General features: G+C 61.0%; 26 protein-coding genes and 1 riboswitch. Of the genes, 8 read left to right on the top strand and 18 right to left on the bottom strand.

Annotated features, from left to right (window positions below):
- Positions 1-185: 185 nt before the first annotated feature.
- A complete protein-coding gene (polA, locus tag AC3WOY_RS17340) occupies positions 186-2936 on the bottom strand; it encodes a DNA polymerase I (protein ID WP_492425952.1) in 2751 nt (916 codons plus the stop codon).
- Here polA and AC3WOY_RS17335 point away from each other — a divergent pair, their 5' ends adjacent.
- The 5 genes from AC3WOY_RS17335 to AC3WOY_RS17315 all read left to right on the top strand — a co-directional run bounded on the left by AC3WOY_RS17335 (position 2937) and on the right by AC3WOY_RS17315 (position 7291).
- On the top strand, positions 2937-3674 hold the full coding sequence (locus tag AC3WOY_RS17335; RefSeq protein WP_492425950.1) for an LOG family protein: 738 nt from the start codon (positions 2937-2939) through the stop codon (positions 3672-3674). It begins immediately after the preceding gene.
- Between the two features lie 87 nt (positions 3675-3761).
- On the top strand, positions 3762-4160 hold the full coding sequence (locus AC3WOY_RS17330; RefSeq protein WP_492425948.1) for a DUF2782 domain-containing protein: 399 nt from the start codon (positions 3762-3764) through the stop codon (positions 4158-4160).
- 55 nt (positions 4161-4215) lie between these two features.
- On the top strand, positions 4216-5172 hold the full coding sequence (locus tag AC3WOY_RS17325; protein ID WP_492425946.1) for a homoserine kinase: 957 nt from the start codon (positions 4216-4218) through the stop codon (positions 5170-5172).
- Positions 5173-5174: 2 nt separating this feature from the next.
- Positions 5175-5960: a BPSS1780 family membrane protein gene (locus tag AC3WOY_RS17320; RefSeq protein ID WP_492425944.1), complete on the top strand. Its 786-nt coding sequence runs from the start codon at positions 5175-5177 to the stop codon at positions 5958-5960.
- Between the two features lie 104 nt (positions 5961-6064).
- On the top strand, positions 6065-7291 hold the full coding sequence (locus AC3WOY_RS17315) for an HD-GYP domain-containing protein (protein WP_492425942.1): 1227 nt from the start codon (positions 6065-6067) through the stop codon (positions 7289-7291).
- 3 nt (positions 7292-7294) lie between these two features.
- On the opposite strand, the gene AC3WOY_RS17310 is transcribed toward AC3WOY_RS17315, so the two are convergent.
- The 7 genes from AC3WOY_RS17310 to thiC form a co-directional block, all read right to left on the bottom strand.
- Positions 7295-9568 (bottom strand): UvrD-helicase domain-containing protein, encoded by a 2274-nt coding sequence (locus AC3WOY_RS17310; protein WP_492425940.1) that lies wholly within the window; start codon positions 9566-9568, stop codon positions 7295-7297.
- 111 nt (positions 9569-9679) lie between these two features.
- The gene (gene thiE, locus AC3WOY_RS17305) at positions 9680-10291 is read right to left on the bottom strand and encodes a thiamine phosphate synthase (protein WP_492425938.1); all 612 of its coding nucleotides are present in this window, start codon (positions 10289-10291) and stop codon (positions 9680-9682) included.
- Positions 10288-11079: a bifunctional hydroxymethylpyrimidine kinase/phosphomethylpyrimidine kinase gene (gene thiD, locus AC3WOY_RS17300; RefSeq protein ID WP_492425936.1), complete on the bottom strand. Its 792-nt coding sequence runs from the start codon at positions 11077-11079 to the stop codon at positions 10288-10290. The genes thiE and thiD overlap by 4 nt, the downstream gene beginning before the upstream one ends.
- Positions 11076-11876 (bottom strand): thiazole synthase, encoded by an 801-nt coding sequence (locus AC3WOY_RS17295; RefSeq protein ID WP_492425934.1) that lies wholly within the window; start codon positions 11874-11876, stop codon positions 11076-11078. The genes thiD and AC3WOY_RS17295 overlap by 4 nt, the downstream gene beginning before the upstream one ends.
- A 25-nt stretch (positions 11877-11901) precedes the next feature.
- Positions 11902-12270 carry an endonuclease domain-containing protein gene (locus tag AC3WOY_RS17290; protein ID WP_492425932.1) on the bottom strand — a complete coding sequence of 123 codons (369 nt, stop codon included), beginning with the start codon at positions 12268-12270 and terminating at the stop codon, positions 11902-11904.
- Positions 12271-12328: 58 nt separating this feature from the next.
- Entirely contained in the window at positions 12329-12529 is a 201-nt protein-coding gene (gene thiS, locus AC3WOY_RS17285) for a sulfur carrier protein ThiS (protein WP_492425930.1), read from the bottom strand.
- A gap of 3 nt (positions 12530-12532) precedes the next feature.
- Positions 12533-14446, bottom strand: coding sequence for a phosphomethylpyrimidine synthase ThiC (gene thiC / locus AC3WOY_RS17280; protein WP_492425928.1), 1914 nt, complete (start codon positions 14444-14446; stop codon positions 12533-12535).
- Between the two features lie 54 nt (positions 14447-14500).
- Positions 14501-14599: riboswitch (TPP riboswitch) on the bottom strand.
- 122 nt (positions 14600-14721) lie between these two features.
- Here thiC and AC3WOY_RS17275 point away from each other — a divergent pair.
- Together AC3WOY_RS17275 and AC3WOY_RS17270 are read left to right on the top strand one after the other, a co-directional pair.
- Complete coding sequence (locus AC3WOY_RS17275; protein WP_492425926.1) at positions 14722-17529, top strand: valine--tRNA ligase; 2808 nt, start codon at positions 14722-14724, stop codon at positions 17527-17529.
- Between the two features lie 84 nt (positions 17530-17613).
- Positions 17614-18060: a DUF2147 domain-containing protein gene (locus AC3WOY_RS17270; protein ID WP_492425924.1), complete on the top strand. Its 447-nt coding sequence runs from the start codon at positions 17614-17616 to the stop codon at positions 18058-18060.
- A 58-nt stretch (positions 18061-18118) separates the two neighbouring features.
- Here the strand turns inward: AC3WOY_RS17270 and AC3WOY_RS17265 are convergent, their stop codons facing one another.
- From AC3WOY_RS17265 to ruvA, 3 genes are all read right to left on the bottom strand, one after another.
- On the bottom strand, positions 18119-18949 hold the full coding sequence (locus AC3WOY_RS17265) for a 2-keto-4-pentenoate hydratase (protein WP_492425922.1): 831 nt from the start codon (positions 18947-18949) through the stop codon (positions 18119-18121).
- Between the two features lie 287 nt (positions 18950-19236).
- Positions 19237-20301: a Holliday junction branch migration DNA helicase RuvB gene (gene ruvB / locus AC3WOY_RS17260; RefSeq protein WP_492425920.1), complete on the bottom strand. Its 1065-nt coding sequence runs from the start codon at positions 20299-20301 to the stop codon at positions 19237-19239.
- Between the two features lie 12 nt (positions 20302-20313).
- Positions 20314-20889: a Holliday junction branch migration protein RuvA gene (ruvA, locus tag AC3WOY_RS17255; protein WP_492429339.1), complete on the bottom strand. Its 576-nt coding sequence runs from the start codon at positions 20887-20889 to the stop codon at positions 20314-20316.
- 186 nt (positions 20890-21075) lie between these two features.
- Here ruvA and AC3WOY_RS17250 point away from each other — a divergent pair, with 186 nt between their 5' ends.
- Complete coding sequence (locus tag AC3WOY_RS17250; RefSeq protein ID WP_492425918.1) at positions 21076-21513, top strand: hypothetical protein; 438 nt, start codon at positions 21076-21078, stop codon at positions 21511-21513.
- Here AC3WOY_RS17250 and ruvC read toward each other — a convergent pair.
- From ruvC to AC3WOY_RS17215, 7 genes are all read right to left on the bottom strand, one after another.
- The gene (ruvC, locus tag AC3WOY_RS17245; RefSeq protein ID WP_492425916.1) at positions 21510-22052 is read right to left on the bottom strand and encodes a crossover junction endodeoxyribonuclease RuvC; all 543 of its coding nucleotides are present in this window, start codon (positions 22050-22052) and stop codon (positions 21510-21512) included. The two genes, AC3WOY_RS17250 and ruvC, sit on opposite strands and share 4 nt — an antisense overlap.
- Before the next feature lie 78 nt (positions 22053-22130).
- Complete coding sequence (locus tag AC3WOY_RS17240; RefSeq protein WP_492425914.1) at positions 22131-22337, bottom strand: GIY-YIG nuclease family protein; 207 nt, start codon at positions 22335-22337, stop codon at positions 22131-22133.
- Positions 22338-22468: 131 nt separating this feature from the next.
- Positions 22469-24034, bottom strand: coding sequence for a bifunctional phosphoribosylaminoimidazolecarboxamide formyltransferase/IMP cyclohydrolase (gene purH, locus AC3WOY_RS17235; protein ID WP_492425912.1), 1566 nt, complete (start codon positions 24032-24034; stop codon positions 22469-22471).
- A gap of 90 nt (positions 24035-24124) precedes the next feature.
- Entirely contained in the window at positions 24125-24358 is a 234-nt protein-coding gene (locus tag AC3WOY_RS17230; protein WP_088707469.1) for a Fis family transcriptional regulator, read from the bottom strand.
- A 29-nt stretch (positions 24359-24387) separates the two neighbouring features.
- Positions 24388-25404: a tRNA dihydrouridine synthase DusB gene (gene dusB, locus AC3WOY_RS17225; protein ID WP_492425910.1), complete on the bottom strand. Its 1017-nt coding sequence runs from the start codon at positions 25402-25404 to the stop codon at positions 24388-24390.
- A 62-nt stretch (positions 25405-25466) separates the two neighbouring features.
- Positions 25467-26123, bottom strand: coding sequence for a histidine phosphatase family protein (locus AC3WOY_RS17220; RefSeq protein WP_492425908.1), 657 nt, complete (start codon positions 26121-26123; stop codon positions 25467-25469).
- Positions 26124-26139: 16 nt separating this feature from the next.
- Complete coding sequence (locus tag AC3WOY_RS17215) at positions 26140-26775, bottom strand: YbhB/YbcL family Raf kinase inhibitor-like protein (RefSeq protein ID WP_492425906.1); 636 nt, start codon at positions 26773-26775, stop codon at positions 26140-26142.
- Between the last annotated feature and the right edge of the window lie 15 nt (positions 26776-26790).

Below are 26790 nucleotides of genomic sequence, written 5' to 3'. Positions count from 1 at the left end.
AGAACACCGCCGCTGCGGTAATGCTCAGGACACCGGCGAGCGTCGTGGCAAGCAGGATGGAAAACAGCGGGGAGTCGATTTTGGGGCCTCGGCTAAAATGCAACAAAGTTGCAAATTAAAGCACAGACTGGCTTTTTCGGCAAACTCCCGCAGTGCAACTCACCCGCCCCGGAGGCCTTGCGGCGTCAATGCGCCTCATCCCAGTTCCTGCCGACACCCACTTCGGCAATCAGCGGAACCTTGAGCTTGCCGACACGGCTCATCAGCTCGGGAAGCTTCTGTTGAATAGTCGACAATTCCGATTCGCGCACTTCGAGCACCAATTCGTCGTGCACCTGCATCACCATCTTCGACTCCAGCCGCTCCGCTTCCAGCCAGTCCTGCACGGCGATCATGGACAGCTTGATGAGGTCGGCTGCCGTTCCCTGCATCGGCGCATTGATCGCCGCGCGCTCCGCTGCCTGGCGGCGCGGTCCATTCGGAGAATTGATTTCCGCAAGCCAGAGCCGGCGGCCGAACACGGTCTGCACATAGCCGTGGGCCTTGGCCTGGGTGCGCGTATCGGCCATGTACTGTGCGACCGACGGGTAACGCTGGAAATACTTGTCGATGTACATCTGCGCGGCCGAACGCTCGATGCCGAGGTTGCTCGCGAGGCCGAAGGCGCTCATGCCGTAGATCAGGCCGAAGTTGATCACCTTCGCGTAGCGGCGCTGCTCGCTCGTCACGTCAGCAGGCGCCGCGCCGAAAATTTCGGCAGCCGTGGCGCGATGGATGTCCTCGCCTTCCGCGAAGGCGCGCAGCAGGTTCTCGTCGCCCGAGATGTGCGCCATGATGCGCAGCTCGATCTGCGAATAGTCCGCCGAGACGATGACGCTACCGGGCGGCGCAATGAACGCCTCGCGGATACGCCTGCCTTCGGCAGTGCGCACCGGGATGTTCTGCAGGTTGGGATCATTAGAGGCGAGACGCCCGGTGACGGCGACGGCCTGTGCGTAATTGGTGTGCACCCGGCCGGTATCCGGGTTGACCATTTTCGGAAGCTTGTCGGTATAAGTCGACTTCAGCTTCGAGAGGCCGCGGTAGTCGAGCAGGACTTTCGGCAGCGGATAGTTTTCCGCAAGCTTCTGCAGCACCTCTTCGTCGGTCGATGGCGAACCCGATGGCGTTTTCTTCACGACCGGCAGCTGCAGCTTGTCGAAGAAAATCTCGCCGATCTGCTTCGGTGAGTTGAGGTTGAAAGGCTGGCCGGCAAGCTCGTATGCCTGCTTTTCCATCTCGAGGATGCGCAGGCCGAGTTCATGCGACTGGGTCGACAGCAATTCCTTGTCGATCAACACTCCGTTACGCTCGATCTTCTGCAACACGACGGAAGTCGGCACCTCGATCTTTTCGTAGATGTACTTCAGCCCTTCATCCTGATTGACGCGCGGCCACATGGCATTGTGCAGTTGCAGCGTGATGTCCGCGTCCTCGGCCGCGTACTCGGTCGCACGATCGATGGCGACCTCGTCGAAGCAGATCTGCGAGGCGCCCTTGCCGCACACTTCCTCGAACGTGATCGTCTTGCGGTTCAGGTGGCGCATGGCCATGCTGTCCATGTCGTGGCTCTTGTGCGACTCGAAGACATAGGACTCGAGCAGCGTATCGTGTTCGATGCCGCGCAGGCGAACGCCGTGGTTTGCAAAAATATGGCTGTCGTACTTGAGGTTCTGCCCGACCTTGCGCTTGCCGGCATCTTCCAGCCAGGGCTTGAGCTTTTCCAGCACGCGTTCGCGCGAGAGCTGCGCCGGCGCGTCCTGATAGTGATGGGCGACCGGAATGTAGGCGGCGACGCCGGGATTGCAGCATAACGAGATACCGACGAGCTGCGCGCGCATCGGCTCGAGCGACGTCGTTTCGGTATCGACAGAGGTCAGCGCGGCGGCATTGATCGTCTCGATCCAGCGGTCGAGCTGCGCTTCGGTCAACACTGTTTCGTATTCCGTCTTCTCCGGCGCGGCGGGCGCATCGAACAGGCTGCCCTGCGGCTCCGCGCTTTCCTGCGCCGCAGCCGGACGCGCCGGTACGGCGTCGTCGCCGGCCAGTTCGCGCAGCCAGGTCTTGAAGCCGTAGCGCTTGAAGAAGTCGATCATCGCGTCCTTGTCCATCGGCTTCGCGACGAGCGATTCGGGGATGGACACCATGTGCCTGGCGAGGTCGCAATCGTTCTTGATGGTGATGAGCTTGCGTCCTGTCGGCAGCCAGTCGAGTGCGCGGCGCAGGTTCTCGCCGACGGCACCGCCTACACTTGCAGCCTGGGCAATGATGTTGTCGAGCGTTCCATACTGGGTGAGCCATTTGACCGCGGTCTTCGGACCAACCTTGTCCACGCCGGGAACGTTGTCCACCGTGTCGCCGATGAGCGTGAGGTAATCGACGATGCGCTCCGGCGGCACGCCGAACTTGGCAGTCACGCCGGCAATGTCGAGCTTCTCGTTGGTCATCGTATTGATCAGGGTGACATGTTCATTCACCAACTGCGCCATGTCCTTGTCGCCCGTCGAGATGACGGCTTCCATCCCGTGCTCGACCGCTTGCGTTGCCAGCGTGCCGATGACGTCGTCGGCTTCGATGCCCTCCACCATCAGAATCGGCCAGCCCATTGCACGCACCGCTTCATGGATCGGTTCGATCTGCCGCGCGAGGTCTTCGGGCATCGACGGACGCTGCGCTTTGTACTCCGGATACAGGTCGTCGCGGAAGGTTTTTCCTTTTGCGTCGAACACGCATGCGATGTATGCTGCAGAGTAATCGTTACGGAGTTTACGCAGCATGTTGATCATGCCGTAGATCGCTCCTGTCGGCGCACCTTCGGCATTGCGCAGGTCAGGCATTGCATGGAAGGCGCGGTACAGGTAGCTGGAACCGTCAACTAACAACAGGGTTTTATTCATATGGTGTCAAAGGGAAAAAACGTGCCCCGTCTGCGGCAGATCGCGGACCTCAATCGCGCGACCGCGAAGAAGGCGCGCGAGTCGTGGCATATGCTCACGATTATGGCAGAGTTTATCGAGTCGACCGAACGCCTTGCCGAGTTGCGTCCGGCGGTATCGATCTTCGGCTCGGCACGCACCAGGCCGGACGATCCGTACTACCAGATGACCATCGACATCGCGCGCCGGCTGTCCGACGCCGGCCTCGCGGTCATCTCCGGCGGCGGCCCGGGCATCATGGAGGCGGCCAACAAGGGTGCCTTCGAAGGCGCGTCCTCCTCGGTCGGCCTGAACATCGAACTGCCGCATGAACAGACAAGCAATTCATGGCAGGACATCTCGATCAGCTTCCGTCACTTCTTCGCGCGCAAGGTGGCCTTCGTCAAGTATGCGGACGCATACGTCGTGATGCCCGGCGGCTTCGGCACGCTGGATGAATTCACCGAAGTGCTGACGCTGATCCAGACCGGCAAGTCGCGCCGCATCCCGGTCATCCTGGTCGGCACCACTTTCTGGGGCGGGCTGCTTGACTGGTTCAAGGACAGGCTGGTCGCGGACGGAATGATCGCTCCGCAGGACATGAACCTGATTCAGTTGATCGACGAGCCGGCCAACGTCGTCGAGGCGATTTTTGCCTTCTACGAAGCGCACCACGAACTCCTGTCCGAAGACAGCAAGGAACCCGGCGCTTATCTCTGACGGAAGGAAAGGGGTGGTTTGCTAGAATATTGCCTTGAGGCTTGATTGCTTTCGGGCCAAGGCATTCCAACAACCCCCTACCCTATCATGTGCATAAACAAGGCATGGCGCCTCATCATTGCAGGCATTGCCATCCAGGCAATCTCCCTGGCTGCCTCGGCCCAGCAGCCCCCGAAACTGGAAAAACTGGAAGAAGGCGAAGCCCCGGCAGTCACCATCCGCAAGCCGGACCAGAAAAGCAGGATCCAGGAAAAGCGCGCACCCGGCGGCAAGGTCACCGAAGTCAAGGTCACCACCGGCGGCAGCTCGTATGTGGTAAAACCGAACGAACCTGCCGGCAGCGCTCAGCCGGGCGATCTGCAGAGTAATACAATTCGTCCTGCGCAGTGGGAAGTGAAGGAATTCGACCTCGGCAGGCCGAAGACGAAGGAGCAGGAAGAAGCGCAAGCCGCCGACGTCCCTGCGCCGCCTCCCGCAAAGAAATAATCCGCGTACGAGACGGCACGCGTCCCGATTTTCGACAATTTAATCAATTCGACTCATGGCAGTATTCACCCCGGTCAGCCTGGATGACCTCAACCAGTGGCTCATGCAGTTTTCCCTCGGCAAACCGCTTGCGGTCAAGGGCATTTCATCCGGCATTGAAAACAGCAATTTCTTCCTGACGACCGAAACGGGCGAGTATGTCCTGACGATCTTCGAAAAGCTGACATTCGAGCAACTGCCGTTCTACCTGGAACTGATGCGCCACCTCGCCGACCGCGGCGTGCTGGTGCCGGCGCCGATGGCCAACCGCAACGGCGACATCCTGCATGCGCTGCACGGCAAGCCGGCAGCCATCGTGACCAAGCTGGAAGGGACTTCGCAACTGGATCCGAAGCCGGTGCACTGCGCCGCCGTCGGCGCCATGCTTGCAAAAATGCACCTCGCCGGACAGGATTTCCCGATCCAGCAGCCCAACCTGCGCGGACTGGAATGGTGGCGCGAGACGACACCGGTCGTCATGCCCTACCTGCCGGAAGAAGCGCAGCACCTGCTCCGTGCGGAAATCCATACCCAGGAAGCATTCGCCGCATCGGCCATCTATCACCAGTTGCCCCGAGGTCCGGTGCATGCCGACCTGTTCCGCAACAACGTGATGTTCGACGGCGAGCGCCTGACCGGCTTCTTCGATTTTTACTTCGCCGGTTGCGATACCTGGATCTTTGACGTCGCGGTGACGGTCAACGACTGGTGCATCAATTTGCAGACGGGCGAACTCGACGCGGCCCGCGTGCGCGCGATGCTCGACGCCTACCATGGCGTGCGGCCTTTCACGCTCGCCGAAAAGGCGGCATGGCGCCCCACGCTGCAGGCCGGTGCATTGCGCTTCTGGCTGTCGCGCCTGTATGACTTCTACATGCCGCGCGAGGCGGAAATGCTGACGCCGCACGATCCGACGCATTTCGAACGCATCCTGCGCGAACGCATCAACAAACCGGTTCCGGATTTATTCTGACGATGGACAAACTGCCCGCAATAGCCGGCTGGAACTGGGTCAAGGAAGGGTTCTCGCTGTTCCGCAAGCAACCGGCCGAAATTTCCACACTGTTCCTGGCCTACATGTTCCTGATGATGGCCATCGGCTTCCTGCCCCTCCTCGGACAGGTCTTGCCCCTGGTGCTCATCCCGGTGTTCTCCATGGCCTTCATGCAGGCCTGCCTGCAGATCGAACAAGGCAAGAAGGTGTATCCGAACCTGTTGCTGGCCGGCTTCCGCTCGCCTGCGGTGAAGCGCCTGCTCCAGCTCGGCGTCCTGTACCTGGTTGCCGCGGTCATCGCCGTCGCCGCGTCGGCGATTGTGGATGGCGGCGCGTTCTGGGAAATCATGTCGGGCCAGAAGAACCTGGACACGGACACCATCCGCGGCTCCAACCTGTCGCTTGCCATGATGTTCTCGGCGGCCGTCTATACCCCTGCAGCGATGGCGTTCTGGTATGCCGCGCCCCTGATCGCCTGGCAGGACATGGGCGTCGGCAAGGCCATTTTCTACAGCTTCTTTGCCGTCAAGCGCTCCGGCATGGCGTTCCTGGTATATGGCCTGTCGTGGATCCTGATCGGCGTGATCCTGCCCGCGGTGCTCAGCAGCATCGTGGCACTGGTCGTCGGCAAGGCGTTCGCGGTCATGGTGGTGCTGCTGACCGTATCGCTTGTGCTGACGGTCGTCATGTACTGCTCCTTCTACCCCACCTATACGCACGTCTTCGGGCGTCCGGAATCCCAGGCGGTGTCATCCATGCAGCAATAGAAAGTGCGCCGCAGGGCGCACTTTTGCACACCGACAACAAACCTCCTATACTCGCTGGATGCCGTCGCCCGGCTATCTGCAGGCGGCGCTAACCGGAGGCGTGGATGATCAAGAAAATCAGCGTTCGCCAGTTGAAGGTCGGCATGTTCGTGCACGACTTCAGTTGCCATTGGATAGACCATCCGTTCGCACGCAACCGCCTCCTGATCGCTTCCGATAACGAAATCCGGAAAATCGTCGAGGCCGGTATCCACGAGCTGTACATCGATACCGAAAAGGGCCTGGATGTTGCCGATGCGCCCACTGCGGAGCAAGCACAGAAAGCGCTCGAAAAGGAACTCGTCGCCATCGCCTCCCGCCAGCCAGCGACCATGGCACGCGTCACGCTGGCCGAAGAAATGAACCGGGCGAAACAGGTCAAGAACCAGGCGCACCAGCTGGTGCGCAGCGTGATGAGCGACGCGCGCCTGGGCAAGGCGATCGAGCTGGACCAGGTCGAACCGGTGGTGCAGAACATCACCGAATCGATCCTGCGCAACCCGGGCGCCCTGACCGGACTGCTGCGCATCAAGAACAAGGACGATTACACCTTCCTGCATTCGGTCAGCGTATGCACCCTGCTGGTGGCCTTTTGCCGCTCGGCCGGCGTCGATCCCGAATTGACACGCCAGGCCGGACTGGGCGGGCTGCTGCACGATACCGGCAAGGCACTGGTCCCGGACGAGGTGCTGAACAAGCCCGGCCGGCTGACCGAGGAAGAATTCGAGATCATCCGCAAGCACCCGAAGGATGGCTATGACATCCTGCTGAAGACGCCGGGTGTGGGCGAGGTCCCGCTCGACATCACCCTGCACCACCACGAGAGGATGGACGGCAGCGGCTATCCGGACAAGCTGCCCGGCGACAAGATCAGCACGGTCGCGCAAATGGCGGCCATCGTCGACGTGTACGACGCGATCACCGCTGATCGCTGCTACCACAAGGGCATGTCGGCGGCGGAAGCGCTGCGCAAGATTTTCGAGTGGAGCAAGTTCCACTTCAACCCGCAGCATGTGCAGAGTTTCATGCGCTGCGTGGGCATCTATCCGGTGGGTACGCTGGTGCTGCTGGAGTCTGGCCGGCTCGGCGTGGTGATCGAGCCGCACGAGACGAACCTGCTGGCGCCGAAGGTCAGGGCCTTCTTCAGCGCCAAGTCCAACACTTACATCAAACCGGTCGACGTGGACCTGTCAAAACCGCTCGGCATGGGCGGCGGCGACAAGATCCTGAGCCACGAGTCGCGCGAAAAATGGCGCGTCGATCCGATGAAGTTTTTCGACTTTGCCCAGTAGGGGTCAGTTCACGCGTTCCAGCTTCGCGATATTCAGGTCCAGCAGCTTCATGCCGTGGCGGCCGAAATTGATGTGCGCGCGCGTATTGGTGCCGCTGCCCTCGATGTTCACGATCACGCCTTCGCCGAACTTCTGGTGCGCCACCGATTCGCCGATGCGCCAGCCGGAATCCTTGCGGCTGAAGGTCTGCGCGATCTTGTTGGCGCCGGCTTCCGGTGCATCGTCCCAGGCCGACTTGCGCGTGTTGCCGAACCATTGCGGCTGCACTTTCGGGGACAGCCACTTGATCGCCTCTTCAGGCAGCTCGTCGAGGAAACGCGATTTCATGTTGTAGCGGGTCTGGCCGTGCAGCATGCGCGTCTGCGAGAAGCTCATGTAGAGCCGCTTCTTGGCGCGCGTGATGGCGACGTACATCAGGCGCCGCTCCTCTTCCAGCCCGCCCTCTTCCTGCGCGCTGTTCTCGTGCGGGAACAGTCCTTCCTCCAGGCCGGTGATGAACACGGCGTCGAACTCCAGTCCCTTGGCGGAATGCACCGTCATCAGCTGCAAGGCATCCTGCCCCGCCTGCGCCTGGTTGTCGCCCGCTTCCAGGGAGGCGTGCGAGAGGAATGCCGACAGCGGCGACATTACGGTGGGCAGCGGCGCGTCTGCATCCAGCACTTCATCGCCGTTTGGCAAAGGCATGCCGGCAGAAGCCTGTGTCTTCGGGCCAAGCAAGGCCGGCTGGTCGATGCCGAAGCCCTCTTCCGACACGAACAGCATGGCGGCGCTGACCAGCTGCTCCAGGTTCTCGATGCGGTCGGCGCCTTCCTTCTCCGTTTGGTAGTGCGTGATCAGCGTGCTCATGTCGAGCATCACCTGCACCATTTCCTGCAGCGGCAGGTTCTGCGTCTCGAAGCGCATGCCCTCCACCAGCTTCACGAAGGAACCGAGCGAGGTGCCCGCCTTGCCGGTCACATAGGGCACCGCCGCGTACAGTGAGATGCCGTACTGGCGCGCCGCATCCTGCAATTGTTCGAGCGAGCGGGCGCCAATGCCGCGCGTGGGGAAATTCACGACACGCAGGAAGGCGGAATCGTTGTGCGGATTGTCCATCAACTGCAGGTAGGCAATCGCATGCTTGATCTCGGCGCGCTCGAAGAAGCGCTGGCCGCCGTACACACGGTAGGGAATGCCGGCGGTGAATAGCGCATGCTCGATCACGCGCGACTGCGCATTCGAGCGATACAGGATGGCGATCTCGCTGCGCGCCGCGCCCTCGTTGATCAGACTCTTCGCCTCTTCGATCACCCATTGCGCTTCCTGGATGTCGCTGGTGGCTTCATAGATGCGCAGCTGCTCGCCGTGACCGGCGTCGGTGCGCAGGTTCTTGCCAAGCCGCTTGCTGTTGTTGGCGATCAGGATATTCGCCGCATCGAGGATGTGCCCGTGCGAGCGATAGTTTTGCTCCAGCTTGATCAGGTTCTGCACGCGGAACTCGCGCTCGAAAGCAACCATGTTGCCCACGTTCGCACCGCGGAAGGCGTAGATGCTCTGGTCGTCGTCCCCCACTGCGAACACCGCATTGTGCTCGCCGGCCATCAGCTTGAGCCAGGCGTACTGCAGGTTGTTGGTATCCTGGAACTCGTCGACGAGGATGTGCTTGAAGCGCGCCTGGTAATGCTCGCGCAGGGGCTGGTTGCGCGTCAGGAGTTCATAGGTGCGCAGCAGGAGTTCCGCAAAATCCACCACGCCTTCGCGCTGGCATTGCTGGTCGTAGACTTCGTAGAGTTCGACAAAGCGGCGGTTGTAATCGTCGTTCGCTTCGACGTCCTTCGCGCGCAGCCCCTGTTCCTTCGCATTGTTGATGAAGTACATCAGGTTGCGCGGCGGGTATTTTTCATCGTCCACATTCAGTGACTTCAGCAAGCGCTTGATGGCAGAAAGCTGGTCGGCGGAATCGAGGATCTGGAAGGTCTGCGGCAGTCCTGCGTCACGGTAATGCGCACGCAGCAAGCGGTTGCACAAGCCGTGGAAGGTGCCGATCCACATGCCGCGCGTATTGATCGGCAGCATCGCGGACAGGCGCGACATCATCTCCTTCGCAGCCTTGTTCGTAAACGTCACTGCCAGCACCCCTGCCGGCGATACCTGGCCGGTCTGGATCAGCCACGCGATCCGCGTCGTGAGCACACGCGTTTTGCCTGAGCCTGCGCCGGCGAGAATCAGTGCGGATTGGTTGGGGAGGGTGACCGCGGCAAGCTGTTCCGCGTTGAGGTTGTGGAGGAGATTTTGCATCCCGTGATTATAGCGGCGCAGGCCTCCGGATTGAGGGCAAGTTGGCGCTTGCCGAACGCACAACTATTGCCCATTCATCATCGGAATTCCCCTTTCGGGATATTGCGGCGGTTACGCAGCAAACAGCCTGGCGAAACCGCGTGCGGCGCTTTCCGGGTCATCCGTCATGTAAATGCTGCTGATCACGGCGACCATGTCCGTACCCTGTTGCACGAGCGGCGCTGAATTCTCCTGCGTCATCCCGCCGATCACGACATTGGGCAACGGAATTTCCTTCTTTGCCTGCGCGACGATTTCCGGCGGCGTTGACACTTCGTACTTCTTCACGCGCGACGGATAGAAGCCGCCGAACGCAACATAACTGGCGCCGGCCGCATGGGCGTCGCGCGCGAGCTGCAAGCTGCCGTAGCAGGACGACCCAACGATTTTCGCAGGACCGACCGCCGCGCGCACCTGGGCGACCGCCGCATCGGTACCGCCGACATGGATGCCGTCCGCATCCAGTGCCAGGGCCAGTTCCACGAAGTCATTGATGATGAACGGACGGCCATAGCGACGGCACAAGGCCTGCAGTTGCGCAGCCTGCTCGCGCCGCAGTTCGGGCGATGCGGTCTTGTGCCTGTACTGCACGATCGATGCGCCGCCGCGCAATCCGGCTTCCGTGACATCAAGCATCTTTTGCGTATCGTCCCAGTCCGGGGTAACAAGATACAGGCCTTTCATGGATTTTCCTCGATGGTGGTGCAGCGATTGGGGATCTGCTGCCCGCCTGCAATCGCATAGGCGGATTGCAGGGATTGATGACAATAGGCTTGCGCCTCTTCGACGGCTTCCACCAGCGTCTTGCCGCAGGCCAGCAAGGCGGCAATCGCGGAAGCCAGGGTGCAACCCGTTCCATGGAATCCGCCGGGGAGGCGCGGCCAGGTCCAGGTGCATTTATTCTCACGCGTGAACAGTCGGTTCACGATATCGGGACCGGTGCCATGTCCGCCCTTGATCAGCACGTTCGGGCAGTACTGGAGCAGGTTTTCCACCTGCGCGTCCATGCTCTGGTTGCCGCCGCATAGCGCCGCCGCTTCCGGCAGATTCGGCGTCACGAGCGTGGCGAACGGCAGCAGGGTCATGACGGCAAACGCCGGGTTGTCCTCGGAGAGCTTGTCGCCATGCCCGCTGGCGAGCACCGTGTCTAGCACGACATGCAGGCCGGGGTTGCGTTCCTTCATCCCGCGTAGCATGTCGGCGATGGCTTCCGCATTGGCGCGATTGCCGACGATACCGATCTTGACCGCAGCGATGTCGATCTTGTCGACCAGCGCCTGCGCCTGCTGCTGTACCAGCGCCGCCGGCACCGGATGCACTTTGAACACCCGGTCGTTATCCTGCACTGTCAGTGCAGTGACGGACGTCAGCGGATGCGCGCCGAGGGCGGCGATCACCGGGACGTCCGCCTGCAATCCTGCCCCGCCGCTCGGATCCGAGCCGGCGAAGACGAGGACGCTGGGGCGCATCATGTTGCGCGTCCCTCCATCGGGGAGGATGGCGAAGCGGCGAACTTCTTCGGAATGCGGCCGGCGAGATAGGCATCGCGGCCAGCCTCGACGGCCAGCTTCATCGCGCGCGCCATCCGGATCGGGTCCTTCGCCCCCGCGATGGCGGTATTCATCAGCACGCCGTCACAGCCGAGTTCCATCGCAATCGCCGCATCCGATGCCGTGCCCACGCCAGCATCGACCAGCACCGGCACCTTGGCCTGCTGGATGATGAGCGACAGGTTCCACGGATTGAGGATGCCCATGCCGGAACCGATCAGCGATGCCAGCGGCATGACCGCGCAGCAGCCGATCTCTTCCAGCATCTTTGCCTGGATCGGGTCGTCGCTGCAGTAGACCATCACGTCGAAACCATCCTTGACCAGGGTCTCGGCGGCCTTCAAGGTTTCCGGCATATTGGGGAACAGGGTCTTCTCGTCGCCCAGCACTTCCAGCTTGACCAGCTTGTGGCCGTTCAGCAGTTCGCGTGCGAGCTGCAGCGTGTAGACCGCGTCCTTGGCGTTGTAGCAGCCGGCGGTGTTGGGAAGGATGGTGTACTTCGTCGGTGGCACCACGTCCAGCAGGCTGGGTGCGTTCGGGTCCTGGCCGATGTTCACGCGGCGGATCGCCACGGTGATGATGTCGGCGCCGCTGGCTTCGGTTGCCAGGCGAGTCTGCTCGAGGTCCTTGTACTTGCCGCTGCCGACCAGCAGGCGGGAATTGTAGGTCTTGCCGGCAATGGTCAGGCCGGTGTCTTGGGTGTTTTGTTGTGTGTTCATGAGAGCTCCGTACACTCCCTCCCCTTCAAGGGGAGGGTGGGGGTGGGGATGGGGTTAAAGCATCCCAGATCGTTTGTACAACAGCGTCCGTTTCATCGAGTACTTCGTTGTTCCAGAAGCGGAGCACTGTGAATCCTGCAGCAGCCAATCTCGACGTTCGTTTCTCGTCATAGGAAGCATTCTCCATATGCTGAGAGCCGTCAATTTCTACGACCAGTCCTCGCTCAAGACAGACAAAATCCAGAACGAAATTCTCGAAAGGGTGTTGACGGCGGAATTTCACGCCAAGCTGCTTGCCTCGCAAACGTTGCCACAATCTCCGCTCCGCATCGGTTTGCGATTTGCGCAATTCCTTCGCTGCAGGTTTTGCAAAATCGTTGGTTTGGCCTTGCAACTGAAACCCATCCCCACCCTAACCCTCCCCTTGAAGGGGAGGGGACTTCCTTTATTAATTAACCGCCGCCGATCGCCTTGACGATGTCAACACGATCGCTCGGCTGCAGCACGCGCTCGGCCCATTTGCTTCGCGGCACCACTTCCCGGTTGATCGCCACCGCCAGCGACTTGTTCGCCAGGTCGAGGGAGGCGATCAGGTCCTGAACGTTCAGGTTCTCTTCAACCGGGTGCGGCGCACCGTTCAGTTCGATTTCCATGGCTTACTGCTTGCGATAGAGTTCCGCGCCGGTTTTCACGAACTCGACGGCCTTCACTTCCATGCCCTTCTTCAGCGCTTCGTCATCGGTGATGCCCTGCGAAGCGGCGAAGTCGCGCACGTCCTGCGTGATCTTCATCGAGCAGAAATGCGGACCGCACATCGAGCAGAAGTGCGCCACCTTGGCGGAATCCTTCGGCAGCGTCTCGTCGTGGAACTCGCGTGCCTTGTCCGGATCGAGACCAAGGTTGAACTGGTCTTCCCAGCGGAACTCGAAGCGCGCCTTGGACAGCGCGTTGTCGCGGATCTGCGCTCCGGGATGCCCCTTGGCGAGATCAGCGGCGTGGGCAGCGAGCTTGTAGGTGATGATGCCTTCCTTGACGTCGGCCTTGTTCGGCAGGCCAAGGTGCTCCTTCGGCGTCACATAGCAGAGCATCGCCGTACCGTACCATCCGATCATCGCGGCGCCGATGCCGGAAGTGATGTGGTCGTAGCCGGGAGCGATATCGGTGGTCAAGGGGCCAAGCGTGTAGAACGGCGCTTCCGCACAGTCCTTCAGCTGCAGGTCCATGTTTTCCTTGATCAGGTGCATCGGCACGTGGCCGGGACCTTCGATCATCACCTGCACGTCGTGCTTCCAGGCGATCTGGGTCAGTTCGCCCAAGGTCTTCAGCTCACCGAGCTGGGCTTCGTCGTTGGCGTCGTAAATCGAGCCGGGACGCAGGCCGTCGCCAAGCGAGAACGCGACGTCATACTGCTTCATGATTTCGCAGATCTCTTCGAAATGCGTGTACAGGAAGGATTCCTTGTGATGCGCGAGGCACCACTTCGCCATGATCGAACCGCCGCGCGACACGATGCCGGTCATGCGCTTGGCCGTCAGCGGCACGTATTGCAGGCGCACGCCCGCGTGGATGGTGAAGTAGTCGACGCCCTGCTCCGCCTGCTCGATCAGCGTGTCGCGGAAGATTTCCCAGGTCAGGTCCTCGGCCTTGCCGTTGACCTTTTCCAGCGCCTGGTAGATCGGCACCGTACCGATCGGCACGGGCGAATTGCGGATGATCCATTCGCGGGTTTCGTGGATGTGCTTGCCGGTGGACAGGTCCATCACGGTGTCGCCGCCCCAGCGGATCGCCCAGGTCATCTTTTCGACTTCCTCGCCGATGGACGAGGTGACGGCGGAATTGCCGATATTGGCGTTGATCTTGACCAGGAAGTTGCGGCCGATGATCATCGGCTCGGATTCCGGGTGGTTGATGTTGTTGGGGATGATCGCGCGGCCGCAGGCGATTTCGGAGCGCACGAATTCCGGCGTGATTTCAGCGGGAATCGCGGCGCCGAACGACTGGCCCGGATGCTGGCGGCCCATCAGGTCGGCCAGCTTCTGGCCCATGGGGCCGGAGGCCTTCAGGCCTTCGAGGTATTCCTTGCGGCGCAGGTTTTCGCGAATGGCGATGTATTCCATTTCCGGCGTGATGATGCCCTGGCGCGCGTAGTGCATTTGCGTCACGTTCTTGCCGGCCTTGGCGCGGCGCGGCTTGCGGTGCAGGTTGAAACGCAGTTCGGCCAGCTTGGGGTCGTTCAGGCGCTCGACGCCGTACTGCGAGCTCGGTCCGTCCAGCTCTTCGGTATCGCCGCGCTCGGCGATCCAGGCGGCGCGCAGTGCGGCGAGGCCGGAGCGGATGTCGATCTTGACGTTCGGGTCGGTGTACGGGCCGGAGGTGTCGTAGACGTAGATCGGCGGGTTCTTTTCCGCGCCCATGGAGGCCGGTGTGTCGGCCTGGCTGATTTCACGCATCGGAACGCGGATATCCGGGCGCGAGCCTTCGACGTAGATCTTGCGGGAATTCGGCAGCGGCTGGATCGCGGCTTCGTCCACCTTGGCGGTGGCGGCGAGGAATTGCGGATTGGCGTTCATGGTGCTCCTTTGCAAAGAGGGTATGCGAAGGAGCGGCGGAAAAAGGATGGACTGCAGGCTTTCCGGATGCTTCCCTTCGCTGGCATTACCCAGATCAGGTTCGAGGGTGTTTCTCACCCGGTCGAATGGCGACCAGGACCCCTAGCGTCGTACCGCACGGCCTCCGTTAGACGGAAGCCTCTAAAACGGCGATGGCGGAATTATACGCCGATCCCTGCCAATGTCAGCCGTTCCCTCCCGTATAATGCATAGTTTCGCAAAAACATATTGAAATCATGGAATTAGCCAAGTCTTTCGAGCCCGCCGACATTGAAAAATTCTGGCGTACCGAATGGGAACAGCGCGGTTACTTCACCGCCAGCACCGAACCGGGCAAGCAGTCCTTCAGCATCCAGTTGCCGCCGCCCAACGTGACCGGCACGCTGCACATGGGCCATGCCTTCAACCAGACCGTGATGGATGGCCTGACGCGCTACTACCGCATGCGCGGCCACAACACCGCCTGGATTCCCGGCACCGACCACGCCGGCATCGCCACCCAGATCGTGGTGGAACGCCAGCTCGACGCACAGAACATTTCCCGCCACGACCTCGGCCGCGAAAAATTCCTCGAAAAGGTCTGGGAGTGGAAGGAGCATTCCGGTTCCACCATCACCGGCCAGATGCGCCGCATGGGTGCCTCCACTGACTGGACGCGCGAATACTTCACCATGGACGAGAAGATGTCCAAGGCCGTGACCGAAGTCTTCGTGCGCCTGTACGAGCAGGGCCTGATCTATCGCGGCAAGCGCCTGGTGAACTGGGACCCGAAACTGCACACCGCCGTGTCCGACCTCGAGGTCGTCTCCGAGGAAGAAGACGGCTTCATGTGGCACATCCGCTATCCGCTCGCAGACGGCAGCGGCCACATCACGGTAGCCACCACCCGTCCGGAAACCATGCTCGGCGACGTCGCGGTCGCCGTCGATCCGACCGATGAACGCTACCAGCACCTGGTCGGCAAGATGCTGACGCTGCCGCTGACCGGCCGCGACATTCCGATCATTGCCGACGACTATGTGGACAAGGAATTCGGCACCGGCTGCGTGAAGATCACGCCGGCCCACGATTTCAACGACTATGCGGTCGGCCAGCGCCACCGCCTCGCGCAGATCAACATCTTCACGCTCGACGCCAAGATCAACGACAACGCGCCGGCCGAATACACAGGCATGGACCGCTACGCGGCACGCAAGAAGATCGTTGCCGACCTCGAAGCCAAGGGCTTGCTGGAATCGGTCAAGCCGCACAAGCTGATGGTGCCACGCGGCGACCGCACCGGCGTCGTGATCGAGCCGATGCTGACCGACCAGTGGTTCGTCGCGATGAGCGTGCCGGCACCCGACGGCACGCACTTCCCCGGCAAGTCGATCGCCCAGGTGGCGCTCGAAAAGGTGGCCGACGGCGACATCAAGTTCATCCCGGAAAACTGGACCACCACCTACAACCAGTGGCTCAACAACATCCAGGACTGGTGCATCTCGCGTCAGCTGTGGTGGGGCCACCAGATCCCGGCGTGGTACGACGAGGACGGCAACATCTACGTCGCGCGCAACGAAGAAGAAGCGAAGGCCAAGGCCGGCGGCAAGGCGCTGACGCGCGAGTCCGACGTGCTCGACACCTGGTTCTCGTCCGCGCTGGTGCCCTTCTCCTCGCTCGGCTGGCCGGAAGAGACGCCGGACTACAAGATGTTCCTGCCGTCGTCGGTGCTGGTCACCGGCTTCGACATCATCTTCTTCTGGGTGGCGCGCATGGTCATGATGACCACGCACTTCACCGGCAAGGTGCCGTTCGACACGGTGTACGTGCACGGCCTGGTGCGCGACGCCAGCGGCCAGAAGATGTCCAAGTCCAAGGGCAACACGTTGGACCCGATCGACCTGATCGACGGCATCGACGTCGAGTCGCTGGTCGCCAAGCGTACCACCGGCCTGATGAACCCGAAGCAGGCGGAAAGCATCGCCAAGGCGACGCGCAAGGAATTCCCGAACGGCATTCCAGGCTTCGGCACCGACGCGCTGCGCTTCACGATGGCGAGCTATGCCTCGCTCGGCCGCAACATCAACTTCGACCTGAACCGCTGCGAAGGCTATCGCAACTTCTGCAACAAGCTGTGGAACGCGACGCGCTTCGTGCTGATGAACACCGAAGGCCAGGACTGCGGCTTCGATCCCGCCACCTGCGGTCCCGACATGCGCGACTTCTCGCAGGCCGACCGCTGGATCGTGTCGCTGCTGCAGCGTACCGAGGCGGAAGTGGAGAAGGGTTTCGCCGACTACCGCTTCGACAACATCGCCTCCGCGATCTACAAGTTCGTCTGGGACGAGTACTGCGACTGGTACCTCGAAGTCGCCAAGGTGCAGATCCAGAACGGCACCGAAGCGCAACAGCGCGCCACCCGCCGCACCCTGCTGCGCGTACTGGAAACCGTGCTACGCCTGGCGCATCCGGTCATTCCTTTCATCACCGAGCAGCTGTGGCAGAAGATCGCGCCGATGACAGGTCAGGCACTGAATCCGGCCGGCGACTCCATCATGGTCCAGTCCTATCCGCGACCGAACCTGGAGAAGCTGGACGAGCAGGCCGAAGCCTGGATGGCGCAGCTCAAGTCCATGACCGACGCCTGCCGCAACCTGCGCGGCGAGATGCAACTGTCCCCGGCGCAGCGCGTGCCGCTGTTCATCGAGGCCGGCGACAAGGCGCAAGCCGAGTCCTTCGGCCGCTACCTGCAAGCATTGGCCAAGCTGTCCGACGTGCAGATCGTCGACAGCCTGCCGGAATCCCCGGCACCGGTGTCCGTGGTCGGCACGGTCAAGCTGATGCTGAAGGTCGAGATCGATGTCGCCGCAGAGAAGGAGCGCCTCTCCAAGGAAATCACCCGTCTCGAAGGCGAAATCGCGAAGGCCAACGCAAAACTCGGCAACGAAAGCTTCGTCGCCCGTGCACCGGCGCAAGTCGTGGCACAGGAGAAAGAGCGTCTGTTGACCTTCGGAGCCACACTCGAGAAACTGCGCGAGCAATTTGATAAATTGCAAAAGAGCTAATTGCGGCTCGGTCGAAACTTCTGGACAGTTCGGACCGGGTCGCCCCGGTTCGAACAGATTACCCAATCCCCAGGAGACAAAACGATGAGACGATTAGTGACCCTTTCCCTGGCGGCCAGCGCGCTGGTCGCTGCAAGCGCGATGGCGCAGGATGCCACCCCGATCGGCGTCTGGAAAACCATCGACGACGAAACCGGCAAGCCGAAATCGCTGGTCCGCATCACCGAAAGCAACGGTGAATTGCGCGGCAAGATCGAGAAGCTGTTCCGCGATGCCGGCGAAGACCCGAATCCCAAGTGCGAAAAGTGCGAGGGCACCCTGAAGGACCAGCCCGTCATCGGCATGACCATCATCACCGGCATGAAGAAGGACGGCAGCGAGTACAACGGCGGTCACATCCTCGATCCGAACAACGGCAAGGTCTACAGGAGCAAGCTGACTGTCGTCGAAGGCGGCAAGAAGCTCGATGTGCGCGGTTACATTGGCGTGCCGATGCTGGGCCGTACGCAGACCTGGCTGCGCCAGGAGTAATCCGGCCGCACAAAACAAAAAAGGCGCCATCCGCGCCTTTTTTATTGATCCAACCGACTCAAACGAACGATATCGTCAGCCCCGGCAGCGAAATGCCGGAGAACGCCGACGTCCATGTCTCGCCCGGCTTGATCGGGCATACGTCCGTCCATGTGCCGGTCGTGACGATTTCGCCCTTCGCCAGCTGCGGGAACTGCGGCTGGATCTTCAGCAACTGGTGCAGGTGCCAGAGCGCGTGCATCGGACTGCCCAACACGTCGCTGCCGAAACCGGCAGAGCGCAATTCATCGCCGCAGGACAGCGACAGGCTCGCATGCGGCAACACTTCGGCGAGGCTGCGGCGGCTTGCGGCCGACAGCATCTTCGGCTCGCCGACAATCAGCGAACCATGCAGACCGAATGCCGCGATCGAATCCGCCATCTCGAACTTCCATTCCGGGAAGGGGCAGACCACGATTTCGAAGGCATGCGCCATCCATTCGATGCATTCCGCGAGTTCTTCCAGCGTAGCGTCGGGGGACGGCGTCCGGTTGAGCTTGAACACAAGCTCCGGCCCGATGCGCGGCTGGAGTGCACCATCGAGGCTTTGAATACCGCGATTGTCTTCCGTGAATCGGACAGTTGCGTCGAAAATCGGGGTCCAGATCGGCGTGCGGATCGGCTCGGATACGCCGTACTTCGGCCAGATCTTGCGGTTGGTGAATCCAACCTTGCGCCCGACCATGGTTTCGCCTTGCGCCGTGCGGATGTCGATCATGCTCCGCGCGATGTCGTATCCGTCGGCCACCGAAAGCGGCCCGTTCGCGGACAGCGGCGGGATCAATTGCACCTGCGCTCGCGCGTCAAGCAGCTGGTGCGCGTAGCGGTTGGCTTGCGTGGACATGAGCATGATGACGGGGACTCGAAAAGAAGGGGCGCAGACCTCGGCAGTTCTGCGGCTCGCCGTGTACTTTACGCAGGCGGCAGGCCGCGGGATTGCGGAGAGTCAAACAAAAAAGCGCGACCGTGCTTAAAAGAAGCATTATAGGAGCATCTTTGTCGTTTTCTTGATAAGTAAATGCAAGTACCGTAGTTTTACGGATGACAACAAGACAACTTTTCGCAAAAAAGGTTGCGAATGTTATTTTATTTGCAACGAAAGATGCCAGGCCATCAGCCAGCACCTAGTGGACCAGCTCAGCCCGGCGGCTGTTCCCACAAATCGCCGATGGCGCCGGTGCGGGGAGCGGTAAGGCCGAAATGCGTATACGCGGTGGGCGTGGCGATACGTCCGCGCGGCGTGCGCTGGAGGAAACCTTGCTGGATCAGGTAGGGTTCCAGCACGTCCTCGATGGTGTCGCGCTCCTCGCCGATTGCAGCGGCAAGGTTGTCGAGGCCGACAGGGCCGCCATTGAACTTGAACAGCACCGCTTCGAGCAGCTTGCGGTCCATGACATCGAATCCGACAGGGTCGACATCCAGCATCTTCAGCGCGGCATCCGCGATCGCCTTGGTGATCTCGCCGTTGCCCTTCACTTCCGCATAATCGCGCACGCGGCGCAGCAGACGATTGGCGATTCGCGGCGTACCGCGGCTGCGCTTGGCGATTTCCAGCGCGCCTTCGTCGACGATCTTTGCGTTCAGCAGTGACGCACTGCGCATCACGATCTTCGCCAGTTCCTGCGGCGTATAAAACTCGAGGCGGGCAACGATGCCGAACCGGTCGCGCAGCGGATTGGTCAGCATGCCGGCGCGCGTCGTGGCGCCGACCAGCGTGAAAGGCTGCAGGTCGAGGCGCACCGAGCGCGCGGCAGGACCTTCGCCGATCATGATGTCGATCTGGTAGTCCTCGAGCGCGGGATACAGGATCTCTTCCACCACCGGCGACAGGCGGTGGATCTCGTCGATGAACAGCACGTCGTTCGGCTCGAGATTGGTGAGCAGCGCCGCGAGGTCGCCTGCGCGCTCCAGCACCGGACCGGAAGTCTGGCGCAAGTTCACGCCCATCTCGCGCGCAATGATGTGTGCCAGCGTCGTCTTGCCCAGGCCGGGCGGACCGAACAGCAGCGTATGGTCCAGCGCCTCTTTCCGCTGGCGGGCGGCAGTGATGAAGATTTCCAGCTGGCCGTGGATCTTCTCCTGCCCGACGTATTCGTCGAGCTGCTTGGGGCGCAGCGCGCGTTCGATCGCCTCTTCATTGGGCGACGCGGGTGTGGCCGAGATGATGCGCTGTTCGCTGAAATTGTCGGTCTGAATGCTCATTGCTTTGCTTCCTTACTTCGACAGTGCCTTCAGTGCCAGCTTGATGCCGTCCGAGACGCTGGTCCCCGCCGGCACCTGCTTCAGCGCCAGCGCAGCCTCCTTGTCGGAATACCCCAGCGCCAGCAGCGCATTGAGGATGTCGGAGGTCGCATCATTATGCGCCGTACCCGCAGGCGCGCCCAGATCGGCGCCGAGCTTGCCCTTCAGTTCGAGCAACAGGCGCTCCGCCGTCTTCTTGCCGATACCCGGAATGCGGGTGAGCCTGCCGGCTTCCTGCAAGGTGATCGCCTGCGCCAGATCGGCCACCGACATGCCCGAGAGGATAGAAAGGGCCGTACGTGCGCCAATGCCGGAAATCTTGATCAGTTGCTTGAATACATTGCGCTCCTCCACCGTGCCGAAACCGTACAGCAGGTGAGCATCCTCGCGCACCGCAAGATGCGTCAGCAGAACCACCTTTTCTCCCATGCCGGGCAGGTTGTAGAAGGTGCTCATCGGGACATCGATCTCATAGCCGACACCGTTGCAATCGATCAGCAATTGAGGCGGGTTTTTCTCAAGCAGGATTCCGGAAAGACGGCCTATCATGATGAATAAAGACAAGAAAAGTTAGCTGCATCATACAGGACATTGCAGGCTCGCCGGCGCAGGATTTTTTCCCATGAAAGAGGCTCTAAAGAACCATTTCGCTGCCGACACGGCGTGCCTCGCGGAACGCCGCAAGGGCAGCACGCGTGGAGTATGAGAGAGATGCGCAATCGGTTGCACCTGTTCATGAACAACCGCCTTGTACAGCGCCCGCTGTTCTGGCTGGGCACAGTCCTGGGCGTCATCTGGGCCTCACCGCTTACTGTCTTCGGACTGCTGCTGGCGGCGCCGGTGATCCTCTACCGCGGCAAGATGCAGGTTGTTCGCGGCCACACCTTCGCCATCCTCGCGCGCGGCCCGTTTGCCGATGCCATGTTGAGCCGGCATCCTTTCGGCGTGATGAATGCGATGGCCCTCGGTCATGTGGTGATCGCGATGCACGACGGATTGTCATCGCGCGTGCTGGTCCATGAACTGGCGCATGTGCGGCAGGCTGCATGGTGGGGGCCCATATTTCCCTTCGCCTACCTCGCCTCCAGCGCCTGGGCGGTAATACGCGGAAAGGACGCCTACTGGCACAACCGCTTCGAGATTGCGGCGCGCAAGGCGGAGAAGCACTTCTAGCCGATCAAGCGTCCGCGTCGTACCCGCACGCCCTTCTTCGTCAATGTCGGTGCAATGTCCCCGAGGGCAGACAGGGCTTCCGCGCTGTGCGCATGGCAGATGGCGACGCCCAGTGCGTCGGCGGCATCGGTGCCCGGCGTCCCCGACAGCATCAGCAACCGCTGCACCATGTCCTGCATCTGGTGCTTTTGCGCCTGTCCGTGTCCCACGACCGCTTTCTTGATCTGCAGCGCGGTGTACTCGGCCACCGCAAGGTCGGCGCTGACCAGCGCGCAGATCGCCGCGCCCCGCGCCTGTCCAAGCAGGAGCGTGGATTGCGGGTTCACGTTCACGAAGACTTTTTCGATGGCGGCGCAGTCGGGGGAATAGGTGCGGATGATTTCCGACACGCCCGACAGGATCACCTTCAGCCGCTGCGGCAGGTCGGCATCCGGGGTTTTGATGGTGCCGGACGCGATGTAGCCGAGCTTGTTGCCCTGCTTGTTGATGAGACCGAAGCCGGTGGTGCGCAGGCCTGGGTCGATGCCGAGGATTTTCATTGGTTACACGATACTGGCATACAGGTCATTCCAGTATGGGTTCGTCTCTTCGATCAGTTCGATTTTCCATGCGCGCTTTCATTCCTTGAGTTGCTTTTCGCGCGCGATAGCTGATTCTATCGAATCGGACTGCTCGAACCAAACCAGTTTGTCGACGTTGTAGCGTGCGGTGAAGCCCTTTACAAGCTTGGTCTTGTGCTCGTAGACGCGCTTCACCAAATCGCTGGTTACACCGACGTACAAGGTTCCGTTTCTTGCGCTCGCCAGCATGTAAACGTATGCCAAGTCCAACTCGCTCCAACCGATCACCGTCATCCCGGCAAAAGCCGGGATCCAGCGTCTTTCAACCAGCGCTTAACGCCACTGGATTCCGGCTTTCGCCGGAATGACGGCTAAGTACAAACGCAGTCAGCCACTTAATGACGGAAGTGGCGCGTTCCGGTGAACAGCATCACCACGCCGCGCTCGTCCGCTGCGTCGATCACTTCCTGGTCGCGCATCGAGCCACCCGGATGAATCACGCAGGTTGCGCCTGCATCGACCACGACGTCGAGACCATCGCGGAACGGGAAGAAGGCATCCGACGCCACGGCGGAACCTGCGAGAGTCAGACCGGCATTCTGCGCCTTGATGGAGGCAATGCGCGCGGAATCCACGCGGCTCATCTGGCCAGCACCGACGCCGAGCGTCATGCCGTTGCCGCAGAAAACGATCGCATTCGACTTCACGAACTTGGCGACGCGCCATGCAAACATCAGGTCCTGCATCTGCTGCGGGGTCGGCTGCTTCTTGGTCACGACCTTCAGTTCTGCCACGGCGACGTTCTTGGCATCAGGCGATTGCAGCAGCAAACCGCCGCCCACGCGCTTGAGGTCATAGGCATTGACGACATTACCCAGCGGGATTTCGAGCAGGCGGACATTCTGCTTCGCTGCGAAGATCTGCTTCGCTTCGGCAGTAAACGACGGGGCGATCAGCACTTCGACAAACTGCTTGGCCACCGCTTCCGCTGCCTTGCCGTCCAGCTCGCGGTTGAAGGCGATGATGCCGCCGAATGCCGAGGTCGGGTCGGTCTGGAATGCCTTGCTGTACGCGTCCAGCGGATTCGCGCCGATGGCAACACCGCACGGGTTCGCATGCTTGATGATCACGCACGCGGTTTCATCGAAGGTCTTCACGCATTCCCACGCTGCATCCGCGTCGGCGATGTTGTTGTAAGAGAGTTCCTTGCCCTGCAGTTGCTTGTAGTTCGCGAGCGAACCTGCGACCGGCGCGAGGTCGCGGTAGAACGCCGCGCTCTGGTGCGGGTTTTCGCCGTAGCGCATTTCCTGGACTTTTTCGAAATGCAGGTTGAGCGTCTGCGGGTAGGCGCTGCGGGTCGCATGCTGCTTGTCTTCGCCGAGCGCGGTCAGGTAGTTGGTGATCGCGCCGTCGTACTGCGCGGTATGCGCGAACACCTTCTTCGCCAGCGCGAACTTGGTGTCGTAGCCGACATCGCCCTTGCCGGCCTTCATTTCATCCAGCACGCGGCTGTAATCGGCCGGATCGCAGATCACGACCACATCCTTGTGGTTCTTCGCGGAGGAGCGCAGCATGGTCGGCCCCCCGATGTCGATGTTCTCGATCGCGTCTTCCAGCGAGCACTGGTCCTTGGCCACGGTCTGCTGGAACGGGTACAGGTTCACCACCACCATGTCGATCGTCGGGATGCCGTGCTTCTCGAGCGCGGCGACATGCTCGGGCAGGTCGCGGCGGGCGAGGATGCCGCCATGCACTTTCGGATGCAGGGTCTTCACTCGGCCATCGAGCATTTCGGGGAAGCCGGTGTAGTCAGCGACTTCCGTCACCTTCACGCCGTTGTCCGCCAGCAGTTTGGCAGTACCGCCGGTAGACAGGATATTGACGCCCATGGCAGCGAGGGCCTTGGCGAAATCGAGGACACCGGTCTTGTCGGAGACCGAGATAAGCGCTTGTTTGATCATGATGATGGACTAGCTAAAAGTGATGAATAACGAAAAAACAGTGCGGACCTCCCGGCGCGCACTGTTTTTGCGTTATCGATCACGGCAAGATCAGAGCAGCCCGTGCTGCTGCAGTTTCTTGCGCAAGGTATTGCGATTGATGCCCAGCATTTCCGCTGCCAGCGACTGATTGCCGTCGGCACGCGCCATCACCACTTCCAGGATCGGTTTCTCAACGGTAAAGACGACCATTTCATAGACGTTTGAAGGCTGCTGTTCGCCGAGGTCCCTGAAGTACTTCTCAAGGCTTTTCTTGACGACGTCCTGGATATTGTCTTTGCTCATTGCTTGGGGATGGGTGTTTTTATAGTAGGTCAGGCAGCCAGCTTTTCCGCGGCAAGGCCGTATTGTAACCGTTCGCCGAGCGCAAATTGCGATTCGAAGAAGGTATCGACGGCTGCAAGTTGTTCTTCGCAACTTTCCAGACGGTTCATGCGTTGGCGGAATTCCTCGCCACCTTGCAGGTCGCGCACGTACCACCCGATATGCTTGCGCGCGGTACGCAATCCCATGTACTCGCCATAGAACGCGTAGTGCGCTTGTAAGTGCTCGCTCATCAAGGTGCGGACCTCGCTGACGAGGGGCGCGGGAAGGTATTCTCCAGTGCGCAGGAAGTGGTCGATCTCGCGGAAGATCCAGGGGCGGCCCTGTGCCGCACGCCCGATCATCACCGCGTCGGCACCGGTCACCTGCAACACATGCTTCGCTTTCTCCGGCGTAGTAATGTCGCCGTTGGCGACGAGCGGAATCGATACCGCCGCCTTCACTGCGGCAATCGTGTCGTATTCCGCATCACCGCTGTAGCCGTCGGCACGAGTGCGTCCGTGCAGGGTCAGCATTGCAATGCCGGCCTGTTCGGCCATGCGTGCGATGGTCAGCGCATTCTTGTTTTCGCGGTTCCAGCCGGTGCGGAATTTCAGCGTCACGGGCACATCGACAGCGGAGACGACTGCGTCGAGGATCTCGCCTACCAGCTTTTCATTCTGCAGTAGTGCCGAGCCGCACCAGCTATTGCAGACTTTCTTGACTGGACATCCCATGTTGATGTCGATGATTTGCGCGCCACGGTCGACGTTGAATTTTGCGCACGTCGCCAGGACCGCCGGATCGGCACCGGCGATCTGCACTGCCTTCGGCTCCATCTCGCCATCGTGGTTGGTGCGGCGCGCCGTCTTTTCGCTGGCCCACAGACGCGGATCGGAAGCAGCCATCTCGGAAACCGCATAGCCAGCGCCCAACTGCTTGCATAGCTGCCGGAATGGCCGGTCCGTCACTCCCGCCATGGGGGCGACGAAAACGTTATTGCGCAGGATGTGCGAGCCGATCTTCACGTGAATGGGAGGTATTGCGCGGGGAAACCGTTATTTTAGCCGGTCTGGGGCCGGACGGGCATTCAGGTCCGGTCGAGTTCGTCGAGGGCATCCTCCTCGAGCTCCTGCAAGTGGGTGACGTCACCCCAATGGACGATCTTCAAGGCAGACCCGTCCCAGGAAAACCGGTTGACGCTTGCATTGAAAATATCGAAATCGCGGGCATGCGAAAAACCCAGTCCTTGCGCCGCACGGTAGGCGCACTCAAGCACGCCGCCATGCGCGACCATGGCGACGCGGCGGTATGTGTTCTCCATGACGATGCGCGTAATGGCAGCGACCACGCGTTGCGAAAATTCACGCAAGGTTTCCGCAACATGCACGCCTTCCGGAAAACGCGCATCGATATCGCGCGCCTGCCATGCCTTGTATGCATCGGGATAACGCTGGCTGATTTCCCCATACAGCATGCCTTCGAAAGCACCATAGCAACGCTCGCGCAGGCCCCGGTCAAGCTGAATCTGCATGCCGCGCGGCGCAGCGATCGCTTGAGCGGTCTGGCGCGCGCGCTGCAGGTCGCTGGAAAAAATCGCGTCCAGCGACTCCTCCCGCAAGGCTCGGCCAAGCGCAGCTGCCTGGCGCTCGCCTTCCTCGTTCAGGGGAATATCGAGATGCCCTTGCAGCCGCCGCTTGGCGTTCCACGCAGTTTCGCCGTGGCGGATCAACAGGATTTCAGTCACACATGCTCCATTTTTCTCATCCCTGCAGTTTCGGGTTGAGGGTATAGGTTCCGGTTATTTTTGCTTCCGCGAGGACATGCCCCTTCAGCGCGTCGCGCACCGCCTGGCCGGTGAACCTGCCCTCGACGGCGAGGCCTTCAACATTTAGCGCATACAGCGTGAATACATAGTGGTGCACGATGGAATCATTCCACGGAGGGCACGGGCCGTCGTAGCCGAAATAGTCACCCGACATGTCCTTGTCGCCGGCGAACCAACCGGTGTAATCATTGATGCCATGGCGGCCGGGCAAGCCGCCGCTAATCGCAGGGCCGGGCTTGCCGCGTGCGCTGACTTCCTTGCTGTACTGGCCTGCAGCAATCGAATTCAGGTTCGGAGGCAGGTCGACCATCACCCAATGAAAAAAATCCACGCGCGGCAAATCCGCCGGCACGGTCTTGCCATCCTGGTTCACATCGTCGCCGCGCGACGGCACGTCATAGTCGTGGCAAACCAGCGCGAAGGACTTTGTGCCGGCTGGCACCTCGCTCCAGGCGAGATGCGGATTCTTGTTGGAAGACAGCGCGACATGCGTCTTCGGGTCGATCACGCAAAATGCAAACTCGCCGGGAATGACACCACCATCCTTGAATGAATCGCTCCAGAGTTTCATCGAGGCCTCCTTATT

The sequence above is a fragment of the Noviherbaspirillum sp. FW303-A3 genome (assembly GCF_058788695.1).
Note: the sequence above shows the minus strand (reverse complement) of the source record. Positions and strands in the feature narration are given on the sequence as shown.

Coding starts and splice junctions, on each gene's coding strand:
- polA (WP_492425952.1), bottom strand. CDS start 2,936: ATGAATAAAACCCTGTTGTTAGTTGACGGTTCCAGCTACCTGTACCGC.
- AC3WOY_RS17335 (WP_492425950.1), top strand. CDS start 2,937: ATGGTGTCAAAGGGAAAAAACGTGCCCCGTCTGCGGCAGATCGCGGAC.
- AC3WOY_RS17330 (WP_492425948.1), top strand. CDS start 3,762: ATGTGCATAAACAAGGCATGGCGCCTCATCATTGCAGGCATTGCCATC.
- AC3WOY_RS17325 (WP_492425946.1), top strand. CDS start 4,216: ATGGCAGTATTCACCCCGGTCAGCCTGGATGACCTCAACCAGTGGCTC.
- AC3WOY_RS17320 (WP_492425944.1), top strand. CDS start 5,175: ATGGACAAACTGCCCGCAATAGCCGGCTGGAACTGGGTCAAGGAAGGG.
- AC3WOY_RS17315 (WP_492425942.1), top strand. CDS start 6,065: ATGATCAAGAAAATCAGCGTTCGCCAGTTGAAGGTCGGCATGTTCGTG.
- AC3WOY_RS17310 (WP_492425940.1), bottom strand. CDS start 9,568: ATGCAAAATCTCCTCCACAACCTCAACGCGGAACAGCTTGCCGCGGTC.
- thiE (WP_492425938.1), bottom strand. CDS start 10,291: ATGAAAGGCCTGTATCTTGTTACCCCGGACTGGGACGATACGCAAAAG.
- thiD (WP_492425936.1), bottom strand. CDS start 11,079: ATGATGCGCCCCAGCGTCCTCGTCTTCGCCGGCTCGGATCCGAGCGGC.
- AC3WOY_RS17295 (WP_492425934.1), bottom strand. CDS start 11,876: ATGAACACACAACAAAACACCCAAGACACCGGCCTGACCATTGCCGGC.
- thiS (WP_492425930.1), bottom strand. CDS start 12,529: ATGGAAATCGAACTGAACGGTGCGCCGCACCCGGTTGAAGAGAACCTG.
- thiC (WP_492425928.1), bottom strand. CDS start 14,446: ATGAACGCCAATCCGCAATTCCTCGCCGCCACCGCCAAGGTGGACGAA.
- AC3WOY_RS17275 (WP_492425926.1), top strand. CDS start 14,722: ATGGAATTAGCCAAGTCTTTCGAGCCCGCCGACATTGAAAAATTCTGG.
- AC3WOY_RS17270 (WP_492425924.1), top strand. CDS start 17,614: ATGAGACGATTAGTGACCCTTTCCCTGGCGGCCAGCGCGCTGGTCGCT.
- AC3WOY_RS17265 (WP_492425922.1), bottom strand. CDS start 18,949: ATGCTCATGTCCACGCAAGCCAACCGCTACGCGCACCAGCTGCTTGAC.
- ruvB (WP_492425920.1), bottom strand. CDS start 20,301: ATGAGCATTCAGACCGACAATTTCAGCGAACAGCGCATCATCTCGGCC.
- ruvA (WP_492429339.1), bottom strand. CDS start 20,889: ATGATAGGCCGTCTTTCCGGAATCCTGCTTGAGAAAAACCCGCCTCAA.
- AC3WOY_RS17250 (WP_492425918.1), top strand. CDS start 21,076: ATGAACAACCGCCTTGTACAGCGCCCGCTGTTCTGGCTGGGCACAGTC.
- ruvC (WP_492425916.1), bottom strand. CDS start 22,052: ATGAAAATCCTCGGCATCGACCCAGGCCTGCGCACCACCGGCTTCGGT.
- purH (WP_492425912.1), bottom strand. CDS start 24,034: ATGATCAAACAAGCGCTTATCTCGGTCTCCGACAAGACCGGTGTCCTC.
- AC3WOY_RS17230 (WP_088707469.1), bottom strand. CDS start 24,358: ATGAGCAAAGACAATATCCAGGACGTCGTCAAGAAAAGCCTTGAGAAG.
- AC3WOY_RS17215 (WP_492425906.1), bottom strand. CDS start 26,775: ATGAAACTCTGGAGCGATTCATTCAAGGATGGTGGTGTCATTCCCGGC.